This is a genomic window from Bradyrhizobium sp. CCBAU 11430 (assembly GCF_028128855.1).
GTDB classification, from domain to species: domain Bacteria; phylum Pseudomonadota; class Alphaproteobacteria; order Rhizobiales; family Xanthobacteraceae; genus Bradyrhizobium; species Bradyrhizobium ottawaense.
In genome coordinates, this window is record NZ_LBJV01000067.1 from 1 (window position 1) to 25,928 (window position 25,928).

A 25,928-nucleotide genomic window follows, 5' to 3' on the forward strand; every position below is an offset into this window, starting at 1 on the left:
TGCGCGCCCGTCTCGGCCTGCCGCAGCCCGAGGACGGCAAGGTGCCGATGGCGGTCGGCGTTGACCTCCGCGGCGAATCCTATGGCCTCCTGATCGACCAGATCGGCGAGGTGCTGCGCCTGCCCGAAGCCGGCATGGAAGAAAATCCCGTCAACCTCGACCCCCGCATGGCCAAGCTCGCCGGCGGCGTCCATCGCCTCGACGGCCAGCTCATGGTCGTCCTCGACGTCGATCGCGTCCTCGAGCTCGCGCCCGAGATGATGGCGGCCTGATACTGCGGCATCGTCGCCGACGGACTTGCAATTGGAAGTGCCCCCCGCAAAGGGGGAGGAAGCAGAGGTTCACATGCGAACTTGTCTCGTCGTTGATGATTCCAGCGTCATTCGCAAGGTTGCGCGCCGGATCCTGGAGGGCCTCGACTTCCAGATCCTCGAAGCCGAGGACGGTGAGAAGGCGCTGGAGGCTTGCAAGCGCGGCTTGCCCGATGCGGTGCTGCTCGACTGGAACATGCCCGTGATGGACGGCTACGAGTTCCTCGGCCATCTCAGGCGCATGCCCGGCGGCGATCAGCCCAAGGTCGTGTTCTGCACCACCGAGAACGACGTCGCGCATATCGCGCGCGCGCTGCATGCCGGCGCCAACGAATACATCATGAAGCCGTTCGACAAGGACATTGTGACGGCGAAATTCCAGGAAGTCGGCCTTATCTGAGCGATCGGCCGGAGGCCGAAGAATGCTTCGGCGCTCGTTTTCAACTGTACCCTTTCAGTCTGAGTTGGTGAGTAATGAGTGTTGCGTTCGCAGGTAATTCGACCACGACCGGCTCGCGCGAAGCGGGGCCGCTGCGGGTGATGATCGTCGACGACTCCGTCGTCATCCGCGGTCTGATCTCGCGCTGGATCGGTGCCGAGCACGACATGGAGGTCGCTGCCTCGCTGCGCACCGGGCTCGAAGCGGTCAACCAGATCGAACGCATCAATCCCGACGTTGCCGTGCTCGACATCGAAATGCCCGAGCTCGACGGCATCTCGGCGCTGCCGCAGCTGCTGGCGAAGAAGCGCGATCTCGTCATCATCATGGCTTCGACGCTGACCCGCCGTAACGCGGAGATCAGCTTCAAGGCACTGTCGCTCGGCGCCGCCGATTACATTCCGAAGCCGGAATCGACGCGCGAGGCGTCGGCCGCCGACATCTTTCATCACGACCTGATCCAGAAGATCCGCCATCTCGGTGCGCGGCTGCGTCGCAAGGCCGCGGTCGCAAGCCCGCCGCTGGCGCCCGCAAGCCCGGCTCCGGCCCCGCGTAGTCCTGTTGCGCGGCCCACAGCGCCCGTTCCGGCGGTGCCCGCTGCGTCGTCAGGGGCGCTCACCATGCGCCCGTTCTCCCCTCAGGCGCCCAAGGTGCTGCTGATCGGCTCCTCGACCGGCGGTCCGCAGGCGCTGATGGCGCTCGTCACCGAGCTCGGCCCGGTGATCGACCGCTTCCCGGTGCTGATCACCCAGCACATGCCGCCGACCTTCACCACTATTCTTGCCGAGCATCTGGCGCGTTCGAGCCGTAAGCCGGCAGCTGAGGCGGTCGACGGCGAGCCGGTGAAGCCGGGACGGATTTATCTAGCGCCCGGCGGCAAGCACATGCGCGTGGTGCGCAGCGGCGCGGACACCGTGATCGCGCTCGACGACGGCCCCGCCGTCAATTTCTGCAAGCCTGCGGTCGATCCGCTCTTCACCTCCGCCATCGACATCTGGCACGGCAGCATCCTCTCCGTGATCCTGACCGGCATGGGCTCGGACGGCATGCGCGGCGGCAAGGACATCGTTGCCGCCGGCGGCAGCGTCATCGCGCAGGACGAAGCCTCCAGCGTGGTCTGGGGCATGCCGGGCGCGGCGGCCAATGCCGGCATCTGCGCGGCGATCCTGCCGCTCAACCAGATCGGCGCCAAGGTCAACCGCCTGTTCGCGGGAGATCGCGCGTGACGCCGGTTGACTACGACTATCTGCGTAAGTTCCTGAAAGAGCGCTCCGGACTCGATCTGTCCCCTGACAAGCAATATCTGGTCGAGAGCCGGCTCTTGCCGCTGGCGCGCAAGGCGAGTCTGTCAGGCATTCCCGATCTCGTGCTGAAGATCAGGAACGGCGACGGCCGGCTTGCCACCGACGTCGTCGAAGCGATGACCACCAACGAGACCTTCTTCTACCGCGACAAGATTCCCTTCGATCACTTGCGCGACACCATCCTGCCGGGCCTGATCAAGGCGCGCGCGGCGCGCAAGAGCTTGCGCATCTGGTCGGCGGCGTCGTCGACGGGTCAGGAGCCCTATTCGATCGCGATGTGCGTGAAGGAGATGGGCGCAGCGTTGGCCGGCTGGCGCATCGAGATCGTCGCCACCGATCTGTCGCAGGAGGTGCTGGAGAAATCCAAGGCCGGAATCTACAGCCAGTTCGAAGTGCAGCGCGGCCTGCCGATCCAGCACCTGATGAAGTATTTCACGCAAGCCGGCGAGACCTGGCAGCTCAATGCCGACATTCGCGCCATGGTGCAGTTCCGCCAGCTCAATCTGCTGCAGGACTTCTCCCATCTCGGCACGTTCGACGTGATCTTCTGCCGCAACGTGCTGATCTATTTCGACCAGGACACCAAGGCGGTGATCTTCGAGCGGATGGCGAAGGGCCTGGAGGCCGACGGCACGTTGCTGCTTGGCGCCGCCGAATCCGTCGTCGGTATCACCGATGCGTTCCGTCCCATCACCGACCGCCGCGGTCTCTACCAGCTCAACCCCGCACGCTCCGGCCGCCCCATGGGCGGATTGATGCCGCAGCCGCTGAAGATTGCTGCGGCGAGGTGAATTCCTCCACGCGTTAGGAATCGTAGGGTGGGCAAAGGCGCACTTGCGCCGTGCCCACCATCGATCCAATTGTGCAACTGAAATGGTGGGCACGCTTCGCTTTGCCCACCCTACGATACTGCTGCGAGGTGAATCTTCTCCTCGTCATTCCGGGGCGGCGCGTCAGCGCCGAGCCCGGAATCCATAACCACAAGCCATCGTAACAGGCAGGTGGTTAGACGCGGGGCCATTCGATCCGCCTGTGACCATGGATTCCGGGCTCGCGACTTTGTCGCGCCCCGGAACGACAAATCACAAAATCGCATGCGGCAGAAACCGCGAGCGGTTGCCGGTGATCGGGCTCTCGTCCTCGCGGATCGACAATCCGCACGGCTCGTGGTTCACCAGCCAGCTTCCCACCACCGGATAGAAGCCTGAAAAATTCGGCAGCGGCGAGAGCGCTTGGCGCACGAAACCTTCGGCGCCGTAGGGACCTTCCTGCTCGTCCAGCGATACGCCGCCGGACACGATCGTGACGTTGGCGCCTTCGCGCGACAGCAGCGGCTTGCGGACATACGACGTTCCGAGCTCCGCTGCCCGCGCGTCGTCCTCGAAGAACGCCGGCAGCAGATGGGGATGGTTCGGAAACATCTCCCACAGCAGCGGCAAAATGCCCTTGTTGGAGAGCACCGCTTTCCACGGCGGCTCGATCCAGCGCGTCGGCGCCTCCTTCAGCTTCGCGCCGAAGGAATCCTGGAACATCCATTCCCAGGGATAGAGCTTGAAGGCGAGTGCGATGTCGGCCTCGTCGAGATCGACGAAGCCGCCAGGCTCATCGCGCCAGCCGACCTCTTCGATGTCGAGCAACCTGGTCGAGAGGCCGGCCTGGCGCGCGGTGTCCTCGAGATAAGCGAGCGTGCCGGCGTCTTCCGAGTTGTCGGTGGTGCCGGTGAGATGGACATGACGGCCCGCGGCGATCTCCTTCCACGCCGCGATCAACCGCTCATGGATGGAGTTGAACTGATCGGCGCGAACAGGGACGATGCGGCGCTCGATCGCCTGCTCGAGCCAGGTCCATTGAAACACCGCGGCCTCGAAGATCGAGGTCGGCGTATCCGCGTTGTATTCGAGCAGTTTTGCCGGCGACTTGCCGTCGAATTTCAAATCGAGCCGGCCATAGAGGCTGCGGTCGTCGCGCTGCCAGCTCTCGGCGATCAGGCTCCAGAACGCTTCCGGAATCTGCAAGCGCCGCAGGTACCGCTCCTCGCCGATGACGCGGCCGGCAAGCTCCAGGCACATCGCCTCGATCTCGGCGGTCGGCGTCTCGATGCCGCGCTCGATCTCGTCGAGCGTGAAGCCGTAATAAGCGCGCTCGTCCCAATAGCGTTCGCCGTCGATGGTGTGGAAGACGAAGCCGCATTGCGCCGCGGTCTCCCGCCAGTCGTCGCGCTCCAGGCAATTGATGCGCTGCATGGATCAACCGCCGCCAGAGAAGCCATGGCCGAACGAGCCGAAGCCGCCGCGGCTGACGCCGCTGTGGCCGGAATCGGACGACGACGTTCCCGCCGAAGAATGGCTCGAAGAATCGCTGCTGAAGAAGCTCGACCGCGACGACCAGCGCGAGCTGCTGCCGCCTGACGAGCTGCTGCCGCTGCTGCTTGTGCAGGTCGTGGTCGTCTGCCCCGGCACGGCGCCGGGCGTGGGCTCGCAATTCTGCCGCGGCATCATCGTGTAGGCGGTGGTGCCGACCGCGAGCGTGCCCATCACCAGCAGGGCGACATGGCCTGAGCGCTTCGTCGGCTCTTTGGCCGGCAGCGGCAATGGCTGTGGCAGGCGTGGCCGACGCTTGCCGAACTGCTGTTTGGACGGTTTGTCGGCCATCTCAATAGATCATGCTGGCGGCGTTGAGCAGGCCCGCGGCGAGCGAGGACAGCCCGAGCCAGATCGCGGGCGCAAGCTCGCCGGCGGCGATCCGCTCCGACAGCTTCGGCACCGGCACTCTCACGAGAAAGAAAACGATGATCTGCACGATCAGCGCGATCGTCGCCCAGATCAGGCAGTCCAGCACATTGGCCGAATGCGCGATGGCGCTGACCAGCGGCGCCACGAAGCCGAGCAGGCTGAGGCCGAGCGCGATCGCCGCGGCCGGCTCGTTGTCGCGGATCAGCTGGAACTCGTTATGCGCGGTGATGCGGGTATAGACGAACAGATACGCCACGATCGCGATCAGCCCGGTGCAGAAATAGACCAGGAAGGCGGGCAGGCCGGCCAGTGATTGCAGGATCATCGTTCCCCCATCGTGCAGCGACCATTCGTCGGCGGGGAGAGCATAGCGGTTCAATGGCGGGACGGCGACGAAGCCGCCTTCACGTCCCCAAAAAACAAAACCCCGCCATTTGCGGCGGGGTCCAGGCTGGGAGGAGCGAGCCCGAAAGGGGCCCGCGACGTAAACCCAGAAGATCAGGCGGGAATGCGCTCTTCGTGCTCGTGCGGCTCGCGCAGCACATAGCCGCGGCCCCACACGGTCTCGATGAAGTTGCGTCCCTCGGAAGCGTTGGCCAGCTTCTTGCGGAGCTTGCAGATGAAGACGTCGATGATCTTCAGCTCGGGCTCGTCCATGCCGCCATAGAGATGGTTGAGGAACATTTCCTTGGTCAGGGTCGTGCCCTTGCGGAGCGAGAGCAGCTCCAGCATCTGGTATTCCTTGCCGGTCAGATGCACGCGCTGGCCGCCGACTTCCACCGTCTTGGTGTCGAGGTTGACGACGAGGTCGCCGGTCTGGATGACCGACTGGGCGTGACCCTTGGAGCGGCGCACGATCGCGTGGATGCGGGCCACCAGCTCGTCCTTGTGGAAGGGCTTGGTCATGTAGTCGTCGGCGCCGACGCCGAGACCCTTGACCTTGTCCTCGATGCCGGCGAGGCCGGAGAGGATCAGGATCGGTGTCTTGATCTTGGAGACCCGAAGCTGCTTGAGCACGTCGTAGCCGGACATGTCGGGCAGGTTGAGGTCGAGAAGGATAATGTCGTAATCGTATAATTTACCGAGATCGACGCCTTCTTCCCCCAAATCGGTCGTGTAGACGTTGAAGCTCTCAGACTTCAGCATCAGCTCGATCGACTGCGCGACGGCGCTGTCATCTTCAATCAGCAAAACGCGCATGCCAGTTCCCCATAGTCGCCGCTCCTGGGCGTCAGGTCGGCCGCATTCGCGGCACTCAACAAAACGCCTTTGAACAACTGATTCGGATCCTGACAACAGATGGTTAACAAATCCTGATTCTGGAACGCAAGTCCCCCGGGTGCAATTTTTGTCGAATCGCCCTAAGGTCCTGTGCGCGAAGCAGCTTTCGTCACCCAGCTCAGTTCAAGTTCCACTTTAAGAGACGGGCCTAACCGACTCCCGCGACTCAGCCTTCTTCTGAAGGGGAGTCACGCTCAGTCACAAAGACAGTGACGCAATGATTAATGATGCGGGTAAACACGAAGTTAAGCGCCGTTCAGAAATATGGCGAAACTTAAGGTTTTCACCGTGAAGTCCCGGGGATCGCAAAGGGCGACCCTGGGGATGACCAAGGCGCGGTCCTTAATGAAGGCTCCCTTATGAAGGCGCTTGCCGAACAGATCGGCGACATCGACGGCATCAATATCTATGGCCGCGTCGTCGGTGTCCGCGGCCTGATGGTCGAGGTGGCCGGCCCGATTCATGCGATGTCGGTCGGCGCGCGGCTGGTGATCGAGACCGGCGCCAACCGTTCGATTCCCTGCGAGGTGATCGGCTTCTCCGGCAACAATGCTGTCGTGATGCCGTTCGCCGGCCTCGACGGCGTGCGCCGCGGCTGCAAGGCCGTCATCGCCAATGCCGCCAATCTGGTGCGACCGTCGTCGGCCTGGCTCGGCCGCGTCGTCAACGCGCTGGGCGAGCCGATCGACGGCAAGGGACCGCTGCCGCAGGGCGCCTCGCCGATGCCGTTCCGCAATGCGCCGCCCCCGGCGCATTCGCGCAAGCGTGTCGGCGCCCCGCTCGATCTCGGCGTGCGCGCCATGAACACCTTCCTCACCTGCTGCCGCGGCCAGCGCATGGGCATCTTCGCAGGGTCCGGCGTCGGCAAATCGGTGCTGCTGTCGATGCTCGCGCGCAACGTCGATGCCGCGGTCAGCGTCATCGGGCTGATCGGCGAACGCGGCCGCGAGGTTCAGGAATTCCTCCAGGACGACCTCGGCGAGGAGGGCCTCGCCCGTTCCGTCGTCGTGGTCGCAACCTCCGACGAGCCGGCGCTGATGCGCCGCCAGGCGGCGTATCTGACGCTCGCGGTCGCCGAATATTTCCGCGACGAGGATCAGGACGTGCTCTGCCTGATGGACTCGGTGACGCGCTTTGCCATGGCCCAGCGCGAGATCGGCCTGTCCGCCGGCGAGCCGCCGACGGCCAAGGGCTACACGCCGACCGTCTTCACCGAGCTGCCGAAACTGCTGGAGCGCGCCGGACCGGGCCTGGGGGAGGGCGCCATCACCGCGATCTTCACGGTGCTGGTCGACGGCGACGACCATAACGAGCCGATCGCCGATGCGGTCCGCGGCATCCTCGACGGCCACATCGTGATGCAGCGCTCGATCGCCGAGCGCGGCCGCTACCCCGCCATCAACATCCTCAAATCCGTCTCCCGCACCATGCCGAAATCGGCCGACCCGCAGTTCTGGCCGACCATCCAGAAGGCGCGGGCGGTGATGGCGACCTATGCCGACATGGAGGAATTGATCCGGCTCGGCGCCTACCGGGCCGGCTCCAGCCCCGAGGTCGACGAGGCGATCCGCCTGCACGAACCGCTCGAGGCGTTCCTGCGCCAGCGCAAGGACGAAAATGCGTCTCTGGCGGACGGGTATCGCCAATTGGCGCAAATCCTCGGTAATTTGGAAACGGAACGCTAACTTTGTCAGGTCATCATCCCATCCCACAGAGTAGCAGAGCCGGTCTTGGCCCCTGTTGGGCCTGTGGGGAGACCGGTGACGTCCCACGTGCAGCGAGGGGACTTCTGGGGAGTACGAGTCGATGAAGTCACGAGATACCCTCATCCGCCTGAAGAAGTTTCAGGTCGACGAGAAGCGCCGCCGGGTCACCCAGATCGAGACCATGATCGCCGACTTCCAGCGGATGTCGACCGATCTCGAGCGCGAGATCACGACCGAGCAGGAGCGAGCCGGGATCAACGATCCCTCGCACTTCGCCTATCCGACCTATGCCAAGGCCGCCATTCAGCGCCGCGAGAACCTGACCCGCTCGGCGGACGAGCTCAAGGGCCAGCTCGACGAAGCCAAGGCCGCGCTGGCCGAGGCCTTCGAGGAGCTCAAGAAGGTCGAGCTCCTGGACGAGCGCGACCAGGCCCGCGAGCGCGCCGAGGAAAATGCGCGCGAGCAGGCCGATCTCGACAGCATCGGCCTGATGCGCGCCCGCATCGGCGCCGTCGCCTGAGCCGCTAGCCGCCAGACCATCCTGGAATTATTGCCAAACCCGGACCCGCAAGGTCCGGGTTTTCGCATGTGCTATCCACAGTGTGGCGCCGCACCCCTTGGTGGACGGCTTGGCCGCGCGCTATGGTAGCGAAGTGCCGGGGCCTGCGCGGAACGCGATGGCCCGCGTGTCGGGGGGCTGAATGCTGACGCCAGCAGAGCTGGTCGGGTTGATCGAGGCGGTGGCGAAGGGCGATCAGACGGCGTTCGAGCGCCTCTACGCCGCCACGCGCGCGAAACTTTATGGCGTCGTGCTCCGTATCTTGCGCCGACAGGATCTCGCAGAGGAGGTCATTCAGGAGACCTACGTCAAGATCTGGAACGGTGCCGGCGGGTTCAATCCGGCGCTGTCGTCGCCGATCACGTGGATGGCCTCGATTGCGCGCAACCGTGCGATCGACATCGTGCGCAAGAAGTCTGAGGTCTCGATCGAGGAAGAGCCTCAGGCGATGGAGGTCGCGGCCGACAGCCCCGATCCGCTGGCGCGCCGGGAGATGACCGAAGAGTTGAAGCGGCTGCTGGAATGCGTCGGCCGGCTCGAGCCGGACCGTCAGCGGCTCGTGCTTCTCGCCTATTACAACGGCTGGAGCCGCGAGCAATTGGCGGAGAAATTCGCCGCTCCCGTCAACACGGTGAAGACGTGGCTCCGGCGCAGCATGTTGGATATCCGGGAGTGCCTCGGACTATGAGGGTTTATACTGTGAGGGTGGTTCTGGACTGCATGTGATGGCCTACTCGGAGGACCATATCGCGCTCGCCGCGGAATATGCGCTCGGCACCCTCGATGCCGATGAGCGCGCGCAGGTCGAGACCATGATGGCGGTGGACCCGGCGTTCGCCGACATCGTGCAGGCCTGGGCCTATCGGCTCGGCGCCCTCAACCAGATGGTCGGCTCGGTCGAGCCGCGTCCGATCGTGTGGGAGAACATCAGGTCCGAGATCGCGCGCACGGCGCTTGCGCAGCAGCCGCCCGGTCTGGCCGAAATCGTACCGCCGCCAATCCCGCCCGTCGAGGCCGCGCCGCCGGAAGCGCCGCTGGAGCAGGGACCGCAACCGGAGCCGCAGCCTCCCGAAGCAGAGCAGCCCGAGCCGATGCGCTCCGGATCCGATGTGATACCCGACATCGCGCCGGTGTTCATGCCGCAGGTCCATGCGCCCGATCCTGAGGTCGTCCGGACGCCGCAGGTGCCCATCGCCGACGACACCAACGTGATCCGTCTCGAGGGCCGCGTGAAGCGCTGGCGCTCGATCGCATCCGCGGTCGGCGCGCTCGCGGCTGCGCTGCTGGTGACGCTGTCGCTTCAGATCTTCCTGCCCGACGCGCTGCCGGGGGCTTTACGCCCCGCGCCGCGCATCCAGACGGTGGAAGTGAAGACGCCGGCCGCGCCGCTCGCCGCCGCGGCGCAATATGTCGCGCTGCTGCAGGGCCAGGGCGGTGGCCCCGCCTTCATCCTCACCATCGACGGCGCGACGCGGAATTTCACGGTACGCAAGGTCGGCGCGACGCCGGAGCCCGGCAAGAGCTTCGAACTCTGGCTGATCTCCGACAAGCTGCCGCGCCCGCGCTCGCTCGGCGTGATCGGCGCGGGTGAATTCACCGCGCGTCCGCTGCTCGCCTCCTATGATGCCGACGTCGTCAACGGCGCGACCTACGCGGTCACCGTCGAGCAGGCCGGCGGCTCGCCCGACGGCCGGCCGACCTCGGCCCCGGTGTTTTCCGGCAAGCTGATCGAGACCGTGCCGCCGTCCCAGCCGCAGGCGCCCGCGAAGAAATAGGTGCCGTTCATGCGGGCTACGACCCTGTCGCCAGGGTCCGCTTCGCCGTCGCATCCCGACAAGTCTGCCTGAATCCGCCCCCGATTTGAACCTCACCGCAATTTGCGGCGTCAAATCCCCGGAATTTGCAGTCGGCGCCGCCGATCGTGACGCCGGAGAGGGGCTAGAAATCAGATGGATGCAGCGAAAACGTCCGGCATCTTCGTTCACCAATACACGGGACTGCCGCACGGCCCTGCGTTCGAACATTGGCGCGAGCGGGCTTTCGGGGCCTGCGGCCTCGATATCGGGCCGAGTCATGGCGACAGCATCGATTGCCGGCTCCAGATCAGCGTGGTCGACAACATCGCGCTCGCCATTCCGGAAGGCGCCTCCGCGCAATATTCCCGCACCCAGAGCCACCTTGCCGACGGCAGCGACGACCTCGTGCTGATCGCCGCACATGCCGGCCTCGTGCGTGTCGGGCAGAACGGCCACACCGTGGAGCTTGCGCCCGCGCAAATGGTGCTCGTCGACATGAGCATCACCGGCACCGTCGGTCACACCGATGAAAACCGCTTCACCACCATCCGCATGCCGCGCCGCGCGTTGCTCGACATCAGTCCGCGTGCCGAGGACAAGCTGTCGCAAGTGCTCAGCGATGGTGCCGTCGCAGAGACCATCTTCCGCTACCACGCGCTCGCCGCCAATCACGCGCCGCATCTCGACGCGGTGGGCCAGCGCCTGACCGCGCAGCATATGGTCGATCTCGTCGGCCTCCTGCTCGGCACCGATGCCGAGCATGCCAGCCTTGCGCGCGGCCGCGGCCATGCGGCGGCGCGCCTCGACCTCATGCGCGCCGATGTGATGGCCGCGCTCGGCCGCAACGATCTCTGCCTGTCCGAGGTCGCGACGCGCTCGGGCCTCAGCCCGCGCCAGGCGCAACGCCTGTTCGAGCAGGCCGGCACGACCTTCACCGAATTCGTGCTGGAGCAGCGCCTGCTGCAGGCACGCAAGCTGCTCGGCGATCCCCGCGCCAGGACGCGCAAGATCAGCGACATCGCACATTCCTCGGGCTTTTCCGATTTGTCCTATTTCAACCGTGCATTCCGCAAGCGCTTTGGCGCGACACCGTCGGAATTGCGCGAGGCGTGAGGCGCGCCGGTTTCGTTCTGCGGATCACGGTTGGCCCGTTGGCGGCGATGAGCTATATCTACCTGTGCGGGTAGACCGCTCGATCGCTTGTTGTTCGCTCGTCGTTCCATTGGGAAAGTGCAGTCAACGGACATGGCGCGTATCGTCGTGCTCGGCGCCGGATTTGCAGGCCTGTGGGCGGCCATCGGTGCCGCGCGCAAGCGCGACGAGATCGGTGCTGTCAGCGACATCGAGATCTGCGTGATCGATCGCAATCCCTATCACAACATCCGGGTGCGCAATTACGAGGTCGATCTCCGCGAGGTCGCGATACCGTTGCCGAAGCTGCTCGATCCCGTCGGTGTCCGTCACGAGATCGGCGAGGTCGAAGCCATCGATCCGGCCTGGCGCGAGATTTCGCTGGTCACGAGCAGCGGCGAGCAGACGCTGGCCTATGACCGCCTGGTGCTGGCGCTCGGCAGCGAGGTGATGCGTCCCGACATACCAGGCCTTGCCGAGCACGCCTTCGATGTCGATACCTATGTTGCGGCGCTCCGCCTCGAGGACCATCTCGCCTCGCTCGGCCGCAGCGCGCCCGCGCCGGGGCGGTCGACCGTCGTGGTGGTCGGTGCCGGCTTTACCGGCATCGAGGTCGCAGCCGAGATGCCCGACAGGCTGGCGCGGGCGGGCATCGCCGGCAGCCGCCGCATCATCCTGGTCGATCCCAATCCCGCGGTCGGCGCCACCATCGGTGCGCCGGCGCGTCCCGTCATCGAGACGGCGTTGGCCGCGCTCGACGTCGAGACGCGTCTCGGCGTGCGCGTCGTCTCGGTCGAGGCCGCCGGCATTCGCTTGAGCTCCGGCGAGTTCATCCCGGCGCAGACGGTGATCTGGTGTGCCGGGATGCGTGCGAGCCCTCTGGCGGCGCGCTTTCCGGACGCCCGCGACCGGCTCGGGCGCCTGCTGGTCGATCCCTTCATGCGGGTTGCCGATGTCGGTGGCGTGTTCGCGGCCGGCGACGTCGCCTCGAGCGTGGTCGACGGGCTGCATCCGACCGTGATGTCCTGCCAGTTCGCGCGTCCCATGGGCCGTTTCGCCGGCCACAACGTGGTCGCCGATCTCGCCGGCCTGCCGATGTTGCCGCTGCGGATCGACTGGTACGTGACCGTGCTCGATCTCGGCGGCTGGGGCGCGCTCTATACCGAGGGCTGGGATCGCGAGGTCAAGGCGACCGGTCAGGCTGCGAAGGCGACCAAGAACATCATCAACCGCAAGCGCATCTATCCGCCGCTGACCGGCAGCAAGGATGAGCTGTTCGCCGCCGCTGCGCCGACGGTGCAGGCACCGCCGCCGACTTACGGGGCTCCGCGTCGTTGAGCTGGCTCGTGCGTATCTGCCTCTTCGCTCACGACCAGATAATCCTAAAAGCGGAGGAACGTCGCTCCCTGGCGAATGTTGGCTTGACGGAGACAAAATCTTCGTGAGCAGCGGACAGTCGCCGTCGCAGCAGGAGCGGCGTAACGCCCGCCTGGTCGCGCGATCTAGTCCATCCCCTCATCGCGAAAGAAACATATGAACAGACCAAAGCCGACCCATTTCCGCAATTCGCTGGATTTAAGAGATAAAGTGCAGGTCAGGATCCTGCGCAGGCGGCTCAAGCTATCGGATGAGCAATTTACCAACGTCGTTCGCAAGTCTGGCAGTTCAATCTCGGCCATCACCAAGGAGGCCTCTAGTTTGAAGTAGCGGACCGCCGGCCGCCGTTGCCAACGCGATCGTCCCCGCAGCCATTTCGAGTCAATGCAGTCGAGGCAGGCCCTGAACATGAAAATACAGGTTGGCTTCGAGATGACCTACGAATTCCAGCAAGTCACACCATTGATTGCTGTCGTCGGTATGCATTTCACCCGGGCATCCGACATCATCGTGCCGGATTATCTCATCACCGAGCCTCCCGTGCCGATCTCGCCCTACCGCGACGGCTTTGGAAACTGGTGCAATCGATTTGTCGCGCCCGCCGGCCGCATGCGTCTTTCCGCCAACGGCACAGTGCGCGATAGCGGGCTGCCTGATGTCATTGTGCCTTCCGCCACGCAATGCGCGGTGCAGGATCTGCCACCTGATACCATCGTCTATCTGCTTGGCAGCCGCTACTGCGAAACCGATCGGCTTTCCGACATCGCATGGAAGCTGTTCGAGAACGTGGCGCCGGGTTGGTCACGGGTCCAGGCGATCTGCGATTTCGTGCACAATCACATCGCATTCGGCTACCAGCATGCGCGGGCCACCATGACGGCTTGGGACGTATTCAACGAGGGCAAGGGCGTCTGTCGCGACTATGCGCATCTTGCCATTGCATTCTGCCGTTGCTTGAACATTCCAGCGCGCTATTGCACCGGCTATCTCGGCGACATCGGCATCCCGCCGCCCCACGCCCCCGGAGACTTTGCAGGCTGGTTCGAAGCCTATCTTGGCGGTCGCTGGTACACATTCGATGCACGCAACAACACTCCGCGAATTGGGCGCGTCCTGATTGCACAAGGCCGCGATGCGGCGGATGTTCCGATTGCCCAGACTTTCGGACCCAACACGCTCGTCAGCTTCAAGGTGTGGACTGATGAACTTGTGTAGAGCGCTCGCCTTGGGCGATTGGGTGCCAGGCGGCTGAGATTGATCTCGCTAACTGATTAGAAGACTGCTACACAGTTCGCATCACCGTGCGCTACGTGGCCGTTATCGGTGACTGAGAGCTTCGCGCTCCCGCCTCAACCCAAGAGAAGGCGGTCAGATGTCAGATTTCGACAAATTCGACATTCGTGAGTGGCTCGTACCACCTTTGTTGGTGCCGGTCTTTCTCGTGCTGCTGATTGCGGTGACGGCCATTTTGTAGCGGCAAGTCGGTTCAATCACCATGCGTCAGAACTGCAAACCGCGGCGTTGAGCCAGTTCAAGCTAACGGGAGCCCAAAATGGCAAACACGGCGATCATCAGGGATGCCTACGGGGTTCCGGCAATCTTCGTTGGTTCGAAGACTGGCCGGGACGATGCGCCCTTTGTTTTCGTGAGGGTCGGAGGTGAGGAGCGCCGGATGCGTTGGTCCGAATGGGATGCTCTTCCGGCCTGGACCGGCGAGCGTCCCACCTGGGCGAGTAAAACCAAATAGCTATGGAGTGTTCAGCATGAGGATGGTTCGAACAGGCACATGGACCGCGGCGCTCTTGCTGGCATTCGCACTGGGCACATTCACGCCAACAGCTTTTGCCGCCGAGCCGAACTGCCGTGCGATCGAAAGCACCAGCGCGCGCCTTTCCTGTTACGATGCGGCATTTCCTCCAAGAACCAGGAAGCCCGATGAAGCCGGCATCGACCCATCGTCAGGTTACAAAGATCCATTTCGTGCGGAAGAAGCCCGAACCGCCGCGAAGCTCAAGAATATTTGCCGCGGTTGCTGAGTCTCGCTTCCGAACATGCGCGCCAATTGAGCGAGCCTGTGAGATGACGAACGATGATGCCAAAGGTCGTCGAGTGGTGCGCCAACGAAAGCGTGCTCTTCATCTGGCTGGCACGGTATTGGATGGGAGGGCAGACCGCACAAGGCGCCAGTGGATGCGGATAGTTGCTGCCAGGAACCGAACAAAGCGCTCGCTATCCGGCAGATAAAGGCGCACTGTCCCACGACCATCGAGCGGCCCATAGCATCTATCGGTGGTGTGAACGCAAGTTGCGCTCCCGCTCAACCCCGCAGCGGAGCGTCATACATGCCGGCTCAACGGTCCCCACGACAATCCTTGACATTCGAATACCGCCTTGCGCAAGAGGCGATCAATCTCCGCCTACAGGCCAACGGGATGCCCGCTGGCGTCCGCCGCGCGGAGCTTCTGCGAAAAGCCCGCCAGATCGATGTTGCTGGGGAGCTCAACAAGTGGCTGACCTCGCCGGGCCTACTGCCGCCATCTTGAATTCAGGTCTCGTTCTCCTTCATCGGGATTTTGCTCTCACCCTCCCGGGGGCTGGTAAGCCGCCGCCTGCGCTTCATTTAAGCGGGCGGCGTTTTTCTCGAGATGGAAAGCCATTGGGCGCGACGTCTAGCGGCTGATCGTGATTTCCATGTAGCTTTCCAGGAACGCCGCTGGAGGCTTTAAGCTTTATACCTGACTTGCGGCGCGGTTCGCCGACATCAGCCTTGATTGCAATCCTGGAAATTTGACACGGAGGCTACTGACCGAGACCAATTCGGTGGATGGGCCCAGCTTACAAGCCCTTGTGTTGCCCGACGGGCAAAACACCCAATCCATCGGTCAATCGGCGCCTTAAAAATATTCCACTTTACCGAATTTCGGAAAGGGCGTATGTGTCGTCGCAACCCGGCCCAAGGAAGAGGGGCGTATCGCGATCGTCACGAACGCGGGCCGGGCGGCGGTGGACGCTGATTGCATCGGCGCGAAGAGCTTTCGCAGGGCGGAGAGCCGTGAGCGAAAGCATCGCGCACACGACCGGTGTGATCGGCGTACGGCAAAATCGTGTGGTCCTGGCGCCCGGGGTCTGTGCGCCAAGTCTTGTGGTGATGTGTGCGGTCCAACCGGGCCCACGCATCAGCCATCCGCAAGGCGACGGGGGCAATAGTGCAACGCTCCCCGGGGAGATCACGACATAAGCCGTAAAGCCACTGCGCAGGGAAGGCCGGGATGTCCTGGCTACACCTGTATGCCGCTGTGCAGCTTCTTGTTACGCAGGATTCGCACAGTGGACCGCGGGTGCCAGCCGGCGCCCGGTCTTCCCTGCGCCCTCTCCATTCAAGAGGGTGAAGAGATCAAGCAAAGCTCGGGCGAGATCAGCCGCGAGGATGCGAAGGCGTGTCTCGGAGGCGTAGGATGGGTAGAGCACTTGCGAAACCCATCATGTTTCAACACAGGGGAAGTGTTGATGGGTTTCGCTGCGCTCTACCCATCCTACGAGCTGCGTCCAAATTCCGCTCTCATGCCCCGGACGCAGCGCAGCGCTTCTTCAGCGATGCGCTGCAGAGCCGGGGCCCACGTGGCAGCAAATGCTGTGGCTTCCTGGGTCCCGGCTCTGCGCAGCAGCGTAAGATCGCTGCAGCGCGTCCGGGACACGAGAGTGGTGGGCGCTGGTACTTCACACTCCGTCACGGCGTTCGCACAACAGAGCAGGCGGTATCGTGACGCGGCAAGCTGCAACATCCTTCATGACGCCGGCGTGGCGAAATCCACACGCCTCGCGCGCCGACAACTCCGTCATCAAATTATTGCTTGATGTGCCCAGGTTGTTTCGTCTAGCGTCACCCGCAGGGGTTGGGAATGGCATTCTGTCCATAGCAGCCCGTAGGATGGGTTGAGCCCTTGCGAAACCCATCATCCTCTGCCGCTGAAACGATGGGTATCGCTTCGCTCCACCCATCCTACGGCCGCTCTCAACTTCGGCCTTTCTCGCAAGGAGAACAGGCGATGCCGGGCACCGGGAAGAAGACGCGTGGAGAGAAGCGGATGACGAAGACCGGAGCCGCGAAGCGGATCGAAGAGCCAACGCCAGCGGCAGCAGGGCAGGCGAGCGCCGGCCTCGGCGAAGCGTCCGGCAGCGCTCCGCACGCGAACGGCGCCCAGGCCGCAAACGAATCCGGGGCTTCCACCGCCGCCGCGCAAGCGGTCCCGCCGCCCAAGACCGTGTCGCAGGTGCTCGGCGAGATCACCTGGCTGATGACGCAGTCGCCGCGCCACAAGGCGATCCCGCTCGGCGATCTCGAATGGCTGGTGATGCCGGCGATCCTGCTGCAGCAGTTCCGCATCTTCTACAAGGGCGAGCAGCCGGTTGGCGTCGCATTCTGGGCGCTGGCGGATGAGACCGTTGCGAAGCGGATCGATGCGGGGGATGTGCGGTTGACGCCGACGGAATGGAAGAGCGGGGCGAACAGGAAGATCATCGATGTGGTTGCTCCGTTTGGGGGCGAAAGCGAGATGCGCGATCAAATAGAGCCCGGTAAGTGGTAAATTCGATGCCGCCTGTGTTCCGCGTTTATGCGTATCGATTGGCTAATGCAGCTTGGTGTGGTCGGCTGCTGTCTGTTGCCGCGAGCTGCCTAGAGCCTACCATTAGGGCGCTTCCGGCTGCATTGTTTTTCCTCAGCTCGCTTAGCTGTCTGAACTTTCCTCTATCTGCCGAGCCGAGTAGCGGTAACGGACTTATATCATCGTCAAAATACCTTTGGTCTATCCCGGAGGTCACGGTACTGGAGGTTGCTCCAGCGACGAACGGCACCGCGGTCCTCCTTCTTCAAGATCGTGAGAAGCGCCTGGCATTGTCGATCGGCGCGAGCGAGCTTAGCACTGGTACCCGCGTTCCAATTCTGAGTGCGAAGATGCTTGCTGCCTCCGCCATCCATTTGGCAGTGGCAGCGGACGGCTCGCTCTGGGTCGGGGGAACGCAGAACATCCGACGTTCGATCGGTGGTGCTCCTTTGTCTGATGGCTACATCGCAAAGCTCGACCCGGCCGGGCACGTGATTCGGGAAATTGAGGTTGCGCGCAATCGTGATAACACAATTGCTGATATAGCGGTTTTGCCCAGCGGTGACGCGGTGATCGTCGGGAGAGAAGACGACGCAAGCTGGCTCGCGCGAATATCTGGAGATGGAGAGATCGTTTGGGAGAAGACGTTCGGCGCGGGCAAAATCGCCTCGGTTACTGTATTGAATGATTTGATTGCGGTAGTGGCTTTCGAAGCTGTCGATGGCCATCCTGTCGGCGCTGCTGTGCGAGTCGCTTTATGGCGGTTTGAGACTGAAGGTCGACTTCTTGATCGTCAACTTGTCCGTGAAGAGCCGGCTCAAAATCCAAGCTCCGCTTGGCTAATGAAAGTTGTTTCCGGACGGGGCGACCTTTACGCAGCGACTGCGTGGACTGAGCCATGGTCGAAGCCTCCTTCGGCAAAGCCATTGAGCGTTGCGCGCATCACTCCGAAGGGCCAGATTAATTGGCAGAAAGACGTTCCCGATACTGTTGTGCCAGGTCGCCTAGGACCCATGCCGTGCCCTCGTACCGTTGTTGCTCCTCTAGACGGTGGTCTGATCACCTTCTGTGTCGCTGCGGAAGGTACAAACCTTTTTTATCTAGAGCGGGCAACGGCCCAAATCACCCGTGATCTTCTCCGCAATACGGTAGAGCGAGTGTGCGACGGATCGAATGGGCGTGCCTCGTTCATGCTCCCGCATTCCGATTCGAGCATTTTGATATTCGGGACCGGCGGGAGTTGCAGTTGGCTTCAAAAGGTCCAGCTCAGGAAAAAGTGAACAAGTCTTGCTGAGCCCGTAGGATGGGTTGAGCCCTTGCGAAACCCATCACTTTCTTCTCGGCCAATTCATGATGACAAATTATCGTCGCAACTTCGTCCCGGGAGGCAGCTTCTTCTTTACCGTCAATCTGGCGGAGCGCAGGCTTTCCCTGCTGACGGACCATGTCGAGATCTTGCGCGCGGCCTTCCGCGAAACACGCCGACGTCATCCCTTCACGATCGACGCCGTCGTTGTGCTGCCCGATCATCTCCATGCGGTATGGTCGTTACCCGAAGGCGATTCCGATTTCGCAACACGCTGGCGACTGGTCAAGTCAGCATTTTCTCGCGGCGTCGAGCGCGGTGAACGAATATCATCGAGCCGCGCCGCAAGGGGCGAACGCGGAATCTGGCAGCGCCGCTATTGGGAGCATGCCATACGCGATGAAGGCGATTTCGTGCGCCATGTCGACTACGTCCACATCAATCCGGTCAAGCATGGGCTGGTCCCGCGCGTATGCGACTGGGCATGGTCCTCGTTTCATCGCCATGTGAGGCTTGGCAATTATCCGGTCGACTGGGCCGGCGATCGTTCGGAGGATGCACACGAATACGGTGAAAGAGGAGAGGGCAGATGATGGGTATCGCTGCGCTCAACCCATCCTACGCGGGCCGGGAATGACGGAGTGAGGCGGGTGCTGAAATCGCGTTGCAGCGCGTCCGGAACACGAGAGGAGACAGTCGTGTGTTTGATGAATTTGGCGAGCGCGCCTGCAATCACACCCCCAGACATGAGAAAGCGCCCGTGGGGGGCGGGCGCTTTCTGTAGTCGACTTGGGGTTGGGGTCGTCTACATATCCACGTGGCGACTTTGGGGGGCTGGTAAAGAGCCGCGTGAATTCAAAAAACTCGTCAGATCTCCTTAGCGAACGAGGGATGCATTCGCGCTGGTGATAACAACCGGCTTGTCGGCCTTGATGACGCGGGCGGTCTGGGTCAGACCTTCGTCCGAACCCGTGCGTGCCGTGATGCCGAGGCCCGCCACCGCGATCCCTGCGACGAGGGCAACGACCACGACTTTCAAATGGGTCGCGCGATCTGCGCTGTAGATCGAGTGGTTCATGGAAGCCTCCTGCCGCCATCTACCCGAAGTAGTCGCCGGCCGTTTCAGGCAGGTTCATGCTTCCGGTGCCCAACAACCTAGTATTGGGGGGATTCGTTCCCAAGAGGCCATCACAAGAGCGTGACAGGACGTGAAAGATCGCGATCAAAAGCGACCCTTGATCGTGCATTTTTGCAATTATTTCAAAGCTGTAATGTGCCTGTCAGGCGCCTTGTCGAGGTTTGGTCCACAAGGCGCCAGGAACTCAGAAACCATTTGCCTGTGGCCGAAAAACACACGGCTTCTTAAGGCAAATCAGATGCTTCCGACAGTTTTCAATCTCGCCCTGGGGTGGATCTCGGCCTGCGACAGCACCGTCGTCTGGGCCCGGAACCGCTCCACCAGGGAGCGGACGAAGGGACGAATTGCCGCAGAGGTGACCAGCACCGGCGCCTCGCCTTCGCGGGCGGCGCGCTCGAACGCCTCGCGCACGCCGGTCATGAACTCCGACAATTTCGAGGGCTGCATCGCAAGGCTGCGCTCTTCGCCCTGGCCGATGATGGATTCGGCAAAGGCCTGCTCCCACCGCGCCGACAGCGCGATCAGCGGCAGATAGCCGGCATAGGAGGTGTTCTGCGCGCAGATCTGCCGCGCCAGGCGGGCCCGGACGTGCTCGACCATGGTGGCGGGATTGCGCGAGAAGGCGAGCGAGTCGGCGATGCCTTCGAGGATGGTGGAGAGATCGCGGATCGAGATGCGCTCGGCGAGCAGCAGCTGCAGCACGCGCTGGATGCCGGAGACCGTGACCTGTCCCGGCACGATGTCCTTGACCAGCTCGCCCTGCTCCTTCGGCAGCTCCTTGAGCAGTTTCTGCACCTCGCCGTAGGAGAGCAGGTCCGACATGTTGGCCTTGAGCAGCTCGGTGAGATGGGTCGAGAGCACGGTCGCGGCGTCGACGACGGTGTAGCCCTTGAGCGAGGCCTCCTCCTTGAGACTGGCATCGACCCAGGTCGCGGGCAGGCCGAAGGTCGGCTCGGTGGTGTGGATGCCGGGCACCTGCACCTGGCTGCCGCCGGGGTCCATCACCATGAACTGGTTCGGCCAGATCTTGCCGGTGCCGGCGTCGACCTCCTTGATCTTGATGATGTAGGTGTTGGCCTCGAGCTGGACGTTGTCGAGGATGCGCACCGCCGGCATCACAAAACCCATCTCGATCGCGAGCGAACGGCGCAGCGCCTTGATCTGCTCGGTGAGGCGGTCGGTGCCGTCGGGGCCGTTGACCAGCGGCAGCAGCGCATAGCCGAGCTCGATCTTGAGGTCGTCGATCTTGAGCGCCGCCGAGATCGGCTCTTCGGCCGCCGCCGTGCCCGCCGCACCCGGCGTTCCCGCAGCGGGTGCGGCCATGGCGGCTTCCTCGGCCTTGGCCGTCACCCGATTGCGGTTGCGGGCGTGCCAGGCGAGCGCACCGGCGCCGGTGCCGAGCGCCAGGAAGGGGAGGGTCGGGATGCCCGGCAGGGCCGCCAGCACCAGCATGACCGCCGAGGACATCGCGAGCGCCTGCGGATAGCCGGAGAACTGCTTCATCAGAGCCTTGTCGGCGGCGCCGGAGACGCCGGCCTTGGAGACGAGCAGGCCGGCCGCGGTCGAGACGATCAGCGCCGGCACCTGGGTGACGAGGCCGTCACCGACGGTCAGCAGCGTGTAGCTGCGCCCCGCATCGGCAAAGGACATGCCCTGCTGCGCCACGCCGATGATCATGCCGCCGACGACGTTGATGAAGACGATCAACAGGCCGGCGATGGCATCGCCGCGGACGAATTTGGAGGCACCGTCCATGGCGCCGAAGAAGCCGCTCTCGTCTTCCAGCTCCTTGCGGCGGTGCTTGGCGACCTTTTCGTCGATCAGGCCGGCGCCGAGGTCGGCGTCGATCGCCATCTGCTTGCCGGGCATGGCGTCGAGGTGGAAGCGGGCGGCGACCTCGGCGATACGGCCCGAACCCTTGGTGATGACGACGAAATTGACGATGATCAGGATGGCGAAGACGATGATGCCGATGACGAAATTGCCGCCCATCACGAAGCTGCCGAAGGCCTCGATGACGTGACCGGCGGCCGCCGTGCCCTCGTGACCGTGCGACAGGATCAGCCGGGTCGAGGCCATGTTGAGCGACAGGCGCAGCATGGTCGAGATCAGCAGGATGGTCGGGAAGGCCGAGAATTCCAGCGGTGTCTGGATGAACAGCGAGGTCATCAGGATCAGGATCGACAGCGTGATCGAGATCGCCAGGAACAGGTCCAGCACGATCGCGGGCAGCGGCAGGATCAGCACCACCAGGATGGTGAGGATGCCGAGCGCCAGCGCGATGTCGCCGCGCTTGAGGACGTTGACGATCTCGTTGAGGGAGGGAATCGAGGGCCTTGCGCTGCCTACGCCCTGTCCCGCGGTGACGTCGACCATGGTAGCTGCCTCCCCGCGCGACTGCCGTCCGCGCGCCCCAAATGTCTGCGCGGCGGCCGAAGGGCCGCCGTTCCGAAAGTGAGGCACCGCACTGGCGTCCACGGGAGCTCCCGTTTTACGCGGCTGACGACACTCGACTTCACCCGGCAATTCTTGCCGGGTGTATGGTTAGCAAAGGGTTAACGCGGGGTGGGAAGAGGGGCGGACCGGGGTGTTTTGGGAGCCAAGGTCGTCATTCCGGGTTCGCGCTGCGCGCGCCCCGGAATGACCGGGCAACCCCTACTTCGCCTTGTCGATCTTGGTCACCGTATACCCCGACGCCGCCTCCTCGGCCTCGAAGGTGACCTTGTCGCCGACCTTCACCTGCTTGAGCATCGCCGCATCCTTGACGCGGTAGACCATGGTCATGGGGTCCTCCATGCCGAGGCTCTTGGCCGGCCCATGCTTGAGCGTGATCTTGCCGGCGCCTTCGTCGACCTTCTTGACCTCGCCGCTGATCGCGGCGCCTTCGGCGGCGAGGGCAGCAGTGGTAAGGCCGACAGCCAGCGTCAGCGCTGCGGCAATGCGGATGATGCGGTTCATGGGAGGCTCCTTGTCGCTACTTCACGGTGACGTGGCCGACCATGCCGTAGTCGCGATGGTCGGGAATGAGGCACGAAAATTCGAACGTGCCGGCCTTGCTGAACTTCCAGAGGATCTCGGCCGTCTTGTTCGGTGCGAGCCTGACACCGTTGGGATCGTCGTGTTCCATGTGCGGATGCTTCTTCATCTCCATGGCATGCGCGAGATTCTCCTTGGGCGTGGCGAGCAGGAATTCGTGGTCTTCCTTGCCGACATTGCGCAGCACGAAGCGGACCTGTTCGCCGCGCTTGACCTCGATTTTGGCAGGCGCGTAGTCCATCTCGTTCAGCAGGATCTCGATGGTGCGCGCGGGCTTGTTCGGATTGCCGGGCTCGCCGGCCGAAAAGGTCCCATGCCCGTGCTTGTCGTGAGCAAGGACCGGCGCGGTCAAAAGCGCCGCCAGCGCGAGGCCGAGTTTGATCGTCTTCATCGTGGTCTCCAGTTGGTGGTTCATCGAAACGCTCACATCTTCATTTTGTGCGTCGGCTTGCCCGGCTGCCGCACTGGTGCCGCATCGGGCGCCTCGACCTCGTAGGCGACGGTGCCCTTCGGGAATTGATAGGGGCCGGGATCGCGATAATCGTCGCGTGCGAGGTCCTCGCGGATCTTCATCACTGTGAACATGCCGCCCATCTCGATCGGCCCGAACTGGCCGGTGCCCGTCATCATCGGCAGCGTGTTGTCGGGCGCGGGCATCTCCATGTTGCCCATCGCCATGCCGGTCGAGCCCATCGCCATGCTGTCAGGCGCGAGCTTGCCGACCGCCTTGGCGAGGTCCTTGCGCGACACGCCGATCAAATTGCGCACCGCGTGTCCCATGGCGTTCATGGTGTGATGCGACTTGTGGCAATGGAACGCCCAGTCGCCGGGATTGTCGGCGAGCACGTCGAACACGCGCACGGCGCCGACCGGCACGTCGGTCGTCGTCTCCGGATATTGCGCGCTCTCCGGAATCCAGCCGCCATCGGTGCAGGTCACGGCAAAGCTGTGGCCGTGCAGATGGATCGGATGGTTGGTCATGCTGAGATTGCCGATCCGCACGCGCACCTTGTCGCCGAGCCTGACCGGCAGCGGATCGATGCCGGGAAACACCCGCGCATTCCAGGTCCACATGTTGAAGTCGGTCATCTCGTTGACCTGCGGCAGATAGGTGCCGGGATCGACGCGATAGGTGCTCATCACGAAGACGAAGTCGCGGTCGACCGGCCGGAAGTTCGGATCGCGCGGATGCACGACGACCATGCCCATCATGCCCATCGCCATCTGCACCATCTCGTCGGAATGCGGGTGGTACATGAAGGTCCCGCTCTTCCTCATCTCGAACTCGTAGACGAAGGTCTTGCCCGGCTGGATGTGCGGCTGGGTCAGCCCGCCGACGCCGTCCATGCCGCTCGGAATGATCATGCCGTGCCAGTGCACGGTGGTGTATTCGGGCAGGCGGTTGGTGACGAAGATGCGGACCTTGTCGCCCTCGACCGCCTCGATCGTCGGGCCCGGCGACTGGCCGTTGTAGCCCCACAGATTCACCTTCATGCCCTCGGCGAATTCGCGCACCACGGGCTCGGCGACGAGATGGAATTCCTTCCAGTCGCCGTTCATGCGAAACGGCAGCGACCAGCCGTTCAGCGTGACGACGGGGCGATAGTCGGGCCCGCTGACGGGATGCAGCGGCGGCTGCATCACCACCTTGTCCATGTGCGCAGCTTCCGGGATAGATGCCGCCTGCACGCGGCCCTGGACCGCGGATGCGCCGACGAGCGCGGCGGTGCCCAAAAACCCTCTGCGGGAAAACATGCCGGCCTCCATCTCAGTGGCCGCCGTCGGCAGGCGCTGCCGCGGCGATGGTGGTTGAAGTGTCGCCGCCCGCAGCAGGCGCGCCGCCGCCGTTGACGGCGGTCTGCAGATCGGACTGGGCGAGGAAGAATCGTTTCCGGGCGTCAATCGCGCCGCGCAGCGAGGCCAGACGCTGTCGTGCCTCGGTGAGCAGCGCAAAGATATCGACCTGCATGCTGGAGAAGCGGAGCTGCATCTCCTCGGTGATGATCTTACGCAACGGGATGATCTCGCGCTGGTAGTGGCTGGCGACGTCGTAAGCCGAGCGATAGATACGATAAGCATCGCGTGCCTCCGAGCGCACGTTGACGGCGCGCTCGGTCAGGCGGTTGAAGGCGAGATTGTAAGTCTCGGCCGCCTGCCGCACGCGGACTTCGCCGCCGTCGAAGATCGGGATCTGGAACTGCACGTCGAATCCGCGTTCGCGGAAGGGCGCGCCTTCGGGATCCCTGGTGCGGCGGGAGATGCCGGCGAGATCGAGCAGCGTCACGAAGCGCGTCGCCTCGGTGAGGTTCAGCGACTTCGCCAGCGCCGTCAGCTCCAGCCGGGCGATCTGCAGATCGATGCGATGGGCCACCGCATCGGCCTCGATCAAGGGCAGTGCCTGCGGCCGGCGCGGCAGCGGTGGCAATTGGTTGGGCAGACGGAAGTCGAGGCCGCCGTCCCACAATCCCATCAGCCGCGCGAGCTTTTCGCGCGCACTCGCCGCAGCCTGGCGCGCGCTGGCGAGGTCGGCGGTGGTCTCGGCGTAAAACACCTGCTCGCGGGCCTGGTCGAGCTTGTTGAGTGAGCCGGTCTCGCCGAGCTTGACCGCGAGCTGCGCTGTCGATTCCGCCGTCGCCTTCGCATCCGTCAGCAGCGCCACCATCTCGTTGCCGGCGACAGCACGCACGTAGGTGCCGCGGACGTCGGCGGCGAGCCGCAACGTCGCCAGCGCCGCGCGCAACTGCGCCTGGCGGAACCGGTCGCGGGCAATGTCGGAGCGGAACGGCAGGGTGGCGAGCGCAAGGATGTCGCCGACCACCTGGCGCTCGATCTCGCTGGCGCCGTTGCCTGAGATCCGCGAGATCGAGAACACGGGATTGGACGGCAGGCTCTGCTCGACCAGATCGGTCTCGGCCAGCGCCAGCTCGTTATAGACGGCTTGCAATCCCTTGTTGTTGAGCAGTGCGACCTGAACGGCGGCGTCCACGCCGAGCGTCCGCGACAATAATTGGCGAACGCGCGCGTCGACCACGCCCGCTCCCTCGGGCGTGCGAACGAAGGCGACATCCTTGTTGATGGTCTGGCTCGTCAGCTCGGAGACCGCGCTCATGCCGCTGTCGGGCGAGAACGCGGCGCAGCCGGCAAGACCGGGTGCGCAAAGGCTGAGCGTGGCGAGAACGAGCAGGCCTCGCGCGAATTGATGTGTCAT

Annotated in this window: 26 protein-coding genes; 16 read left to right on the forward strand and 10 right to left on the reverse strand. The window is 63.7% G+C overall.

What is annotated here, in order from left to right; translation table 11 throughout:
• The 4 genes from XI04_RS26195 to XI04_RS26210 form a co-directional block, all read left to right on the forward strand.
• On the forward strand, positions 1 to 272 hold a 272-nt coding region (locus XI04_RS26195), incomplete at its 5' end, for a chemotaxis protein CheW (RefSeq protein ID WP_271623797.1).
• 73 nt (positions 273 to 345) lie between these two features.
• Positions 346 to 711 (forward strand): response regulator, encoded by a 366-nt coding sequence (locus tag XI04_RS26200; RefSeq protein WP_007600538.1) that lies wholly within the window; start codon positions 346 to 348, stop codon positions 709 to 711.
• A 74-nt stretch (positions 712 to 785) separates the two neighbouring features.
• A complete protein-coding gene (locus tag XI04_RS26205; protein WP_028142185.1) occupies positions 786 to 1,976 on the forward strand; it encodes a protein-glutamate methylesterase/protein-glutamine glutaminase in 1,191 nt (396 codons plus the stop codon).
• A complete protein-coding gene (locus tag XI04_RS26210) occupies positions 1,973 to 2,845 on the forward strand; it encodes a CheR family methyltransferase (RefSeq protein ID WP_028142186.1) in 873 nt (290 codons plus the stop codon). Before XI04_RS26205 ends, XI04_RS26210 begins: the two co-directional genes overlap by 4 nt.
• A 291-nt stretch (positions 2,846 to 3,136) precedes the next feature.
• On the opposite strand, the gene XI04_RS26215 is transcribed toward XI04_RS26210, so the two are convergent.
• The 4 genes from XI04_RS26215 to ctrA all read right to left on the reverse strand — a co-directional run bounded on the left by XI04_RS26215 (position 3,137) and on the right by ctrA (position 5,986).
• Positions 3,137 to 4,297: a glutathionylspermidine synthase family protein gene (locus tag XI04_RS26215; protein ID WP_028142187.1), complete on the reverse strand. Its 1,161-nt coding sequence runs from the start codon at positions 4,295 to 4,297 to the stop codon at positions 3,137 to 3,139.
• A gap of 3 nt (positions 4,298 to 4,300) precedes the next feature.
• Entirely contained in the window at positions 4,301 to 4,705 is a 405-nt protein-coding gene (locus XI04_RS26220; RefSeq protein WP_271608356.1) for a hypothetical protein, read from the reverse strand.
• 1 nt (position 4,706) lies between these two features.
• Positions 4,707 to 5,111: a DUF350 domain-containing protein gene (locus XI04_RS26225; RefSeq protein ID WP_028142189.1), complete on the reverse strand. Its 405-nt coding sequence runs from the start codon at positions 5,109 to 5,111 to the stop codon at positions 4,707 to 4,709.
• Positions 5,112 to 5,284: 173 nt separating this feature from the next.
• On the reverse strand, positions 5,285 to 5,986 hold the full coding sequence (gene ctrA, locus XI04_RS26230; RefSeq protein ID WP_008138878.1) for a response regulator transcription factor CtrA: 702 nt from the start codon (positions 5,984 to 5,986) through the stop codon (positions 5,285 to 5,287).
• Positions 5,987 to 6,426: 440 nt separating this feature from the next.
• On the opposite strand from ctrA, the gene fliI reads away from it, so the two are divergent.
• The 12 genes from fliI to XI04_RS26290 all read left to right on the forward strand — a co-directional run bounded on the left by fliI (position 6,427) and on the right by XI04_RS26290 (position 19,139).
• A complete protein-coding gene (gene fliI, locus XI04_RS26235) occupies positions 6,427 to 7,752 on the forward strand; it encodes a flagellar protein export ATPase FliI (RefSeq protein WP_028142190.1) in 1,326 nt (441 codons plus the stop codon).
• A 121-nt stretch (positions 7,753 to 7,873) separates the two neighbouring features.
• A complete protein-coding gene (fliJ, locus tag XI04_RS26240) occupies positions 7,874 to 8,293 on the forward strand; it encodes a flagellar export protein FliJ (protein ID WP_008138882.1) in 420 nt (139 codons plus the stop codon).
• A gap of 181 nt (positions 8,294 to 8,474) precedes the next feature.
• On the forward strand, positions 8,475 to 9,020 hold the full coding sequence (locus XI04_RS26245; RefSeq protein ID WP_028142191.1) for a sigma-70 family RNA polymerase sigma factor: 546 nt from the start codon (positions 8,475 to 8,477) through the stop codon (positions 9,018 to 9,020).
• Positions 9,021 to 9,057: 37 nt separating this feature from the next.
• Positions 9,058 to 10,107, forward strand: a complete 1,050-nt coding sequence (locus tag XI04_RS26250; protein ID WP_152103516.1) for an anti-sigma factor — start codon at positions 9,058 to 9,060, stop codon at positions 10,105 to 10,107.
• 174 nt (positions 10,108 to 10,281) lie between these two features.
• Positions 10,282 to 11,241, forward strand: coding sequence for a helix-turn-helix transcriptional regulator (locus XI04_RS26255; RefSeq protein ID WP_028142193.1), 960 nt, complete (start codon positions 10,282 to 10,284; stop codon positions 11,239 to 11,241).
• Positions 11,242 to 11,373: 132 nt separating this feature from the next.
• Positions 11,374 to 12,597 (forward strand): NAD(P)/FAD-dependent oxidoreductase, encoded by a 1,224-nt coding sequence (locus XI04_RS26260; RefSeq protein WP_212476343.1) that lies wholly within the window; start codon positions 11,374 to 11,376, stop codon positions 12,595 to 12,597.
• A 195-nt stretch (positions 12,598 to 12,792) separates the two neighbouring features.
• Positions 12,793 to 12,966: a DUF3606 domain-containing protein gene (locus XI04_RS26265; protein WP_081494336.1), complete on the forward strand. Its 174-nt coding sequence runs from the start codon at positions 12,793 to 12,795 to the stop codon at positions 12,964 to 12,966.
• A gap of 78 nt (positions 12,967 to 13,044) precedes the next feature.
• Positions 13,045 to 13,851, forward strand: coding sequence for a transglutaminase-like domain-containing protein (locus XI04_RS26270; protein ID WP_028142196.1), 807 nt, complete (start codon positions 13,045 to 13,047; stop codon positions 13,849 to 13,851).
• Positions 13,852 to 14,399: 548 nt separating this feature from the next.
• Entirely contained in the window at positions 14,400 to 14,672 is a 273-nt protein-coding gene (locus XI04_RS26275; RefSeq protein WP_080670183.1) for a hypothetical protein, read from the forward strand.
• Positions 14,673 to 16,610: 1,938 nt separating this feature from the next.
• The gene (locus XI04_RS26280) at positions 16,611 to 17,222 is read left to right on the forward strand and encodes a toxin-activating lysine-acyltransferase (protein WP_271623798.1); all 612 of its coding nucleotides are present in this window, start codon (positions 16,611 to 16,613) and stop codon (positions 17,220 to 17,222) included.
• Between the two features lie 368 nt (positions 17,223 to 17,590).
• On the forward strand, positions 17,591 to 18,520 hold the full coding sequence (locus XI04_RS26285; protein ID WP_271623799.1) for a hypothetical protein: 930 nt from the start codon (positions 17,591 to 17,593) through the stop codon (positions 18,518 to 18,520).
• Between the two features lie 73 nt (positions 18,521 to 18,593).
• Positions 18,594 to 19,139 carry an REP-associated tyrosine transposase gene (locus XI04_RS26290; RefSeq protein ID WP_028142197.1) on the forward strand — a complete coding sequence of 182 codons (546 nt, stop codon included), beginning with the start codon at positions 18,594 to 18,596 and terminating at the stop codon, positions 19,137 to 19,139.
• Between the two features lie 284 nt (positions 19,140 to 19,423).
• Here the strand turns inward: XI04_RS26290 and XI04_RS26295 are convergent, their stop codons facing one another.
• The 6 genes from XI04_RS26295 to XI04_RS26320 all read right to left on the reverse strand — a co-directional run bounded on the left by XI04_RS26295 (position 19,424) and on the right by XI04_RS26320 (position 25,928).
• Positions 19,424 to 19,624 (reverse strand): hypothetical protein, encoded by a 201-nt coding sequence (locus XI04_RS26295; protein WP_028142198.1) that lies wholly within the window; start codon positions 19,622 to 19,624, stop codon positions 19,424 to 19,426.
• 294 nt (positions 19,625 to 19,918) lie between these two features.
• Complete coding sequence (flhA, locus tag XI04_RS26300; protein ID WP_028142199.1) at positions 19,919 to 22,060, reverse strand: flagellar biosynthesis protein FlhA; 2,142 nt, start codon at positions 22,058 to 22,060, stop codon at positions 19,919 to 19,921.
• Between the two features lie 279 nt (positions 22,061 to 22,339).
• Complete coding sequence (locus XI04_RS26305; protein ID WP_038949761.1) at positions 22,340 to 22,642, reverse strand: copper-binding protein; 303 nt, start codon at positions 22,640 to 22,642, stop codon at positions 22,340 to 22,342.
• A gap of 16 nt (positions 22,643 to 22,658) precedes the next feature.
• On the reverse strand, positions 22,659 to 23,111 hold the full coding sequence (locus tag XI04_RS26310; RefSeq protein ID WP_271608357.1) for a cupredoxin domain-containing protein: 453 nt from the start codon (positions 23,109 to 23,111) through the stop codon (positions 22,659 to 22,661).
• Between the two features lie 32 nt (positions 23,112 to 23,143).
• Positions 23,144 to 24,475 (reverse strand): copper oxidase, encoded by a 1,332-nt coding sequence (locus XI04_RS26315; RefSeq protein WP_271608358.1) that lies wholly within the window; start codon positions 24,473 to 24,475, stop codon positions 23,144 to 23,146.
• A gap of 13 nt (positions 24,476 to 24,488) precedes the next feature.
• Complete coding sequence (locus tag XI04_RS26320; RefSeq protein WP_271623800.1) at positions 24,489 to 25,928, reverse strand: TolC family protein; 1,440 nt, start codon at positions 25,926 to 25,928, stop codon at positions 24,489 to 24,491.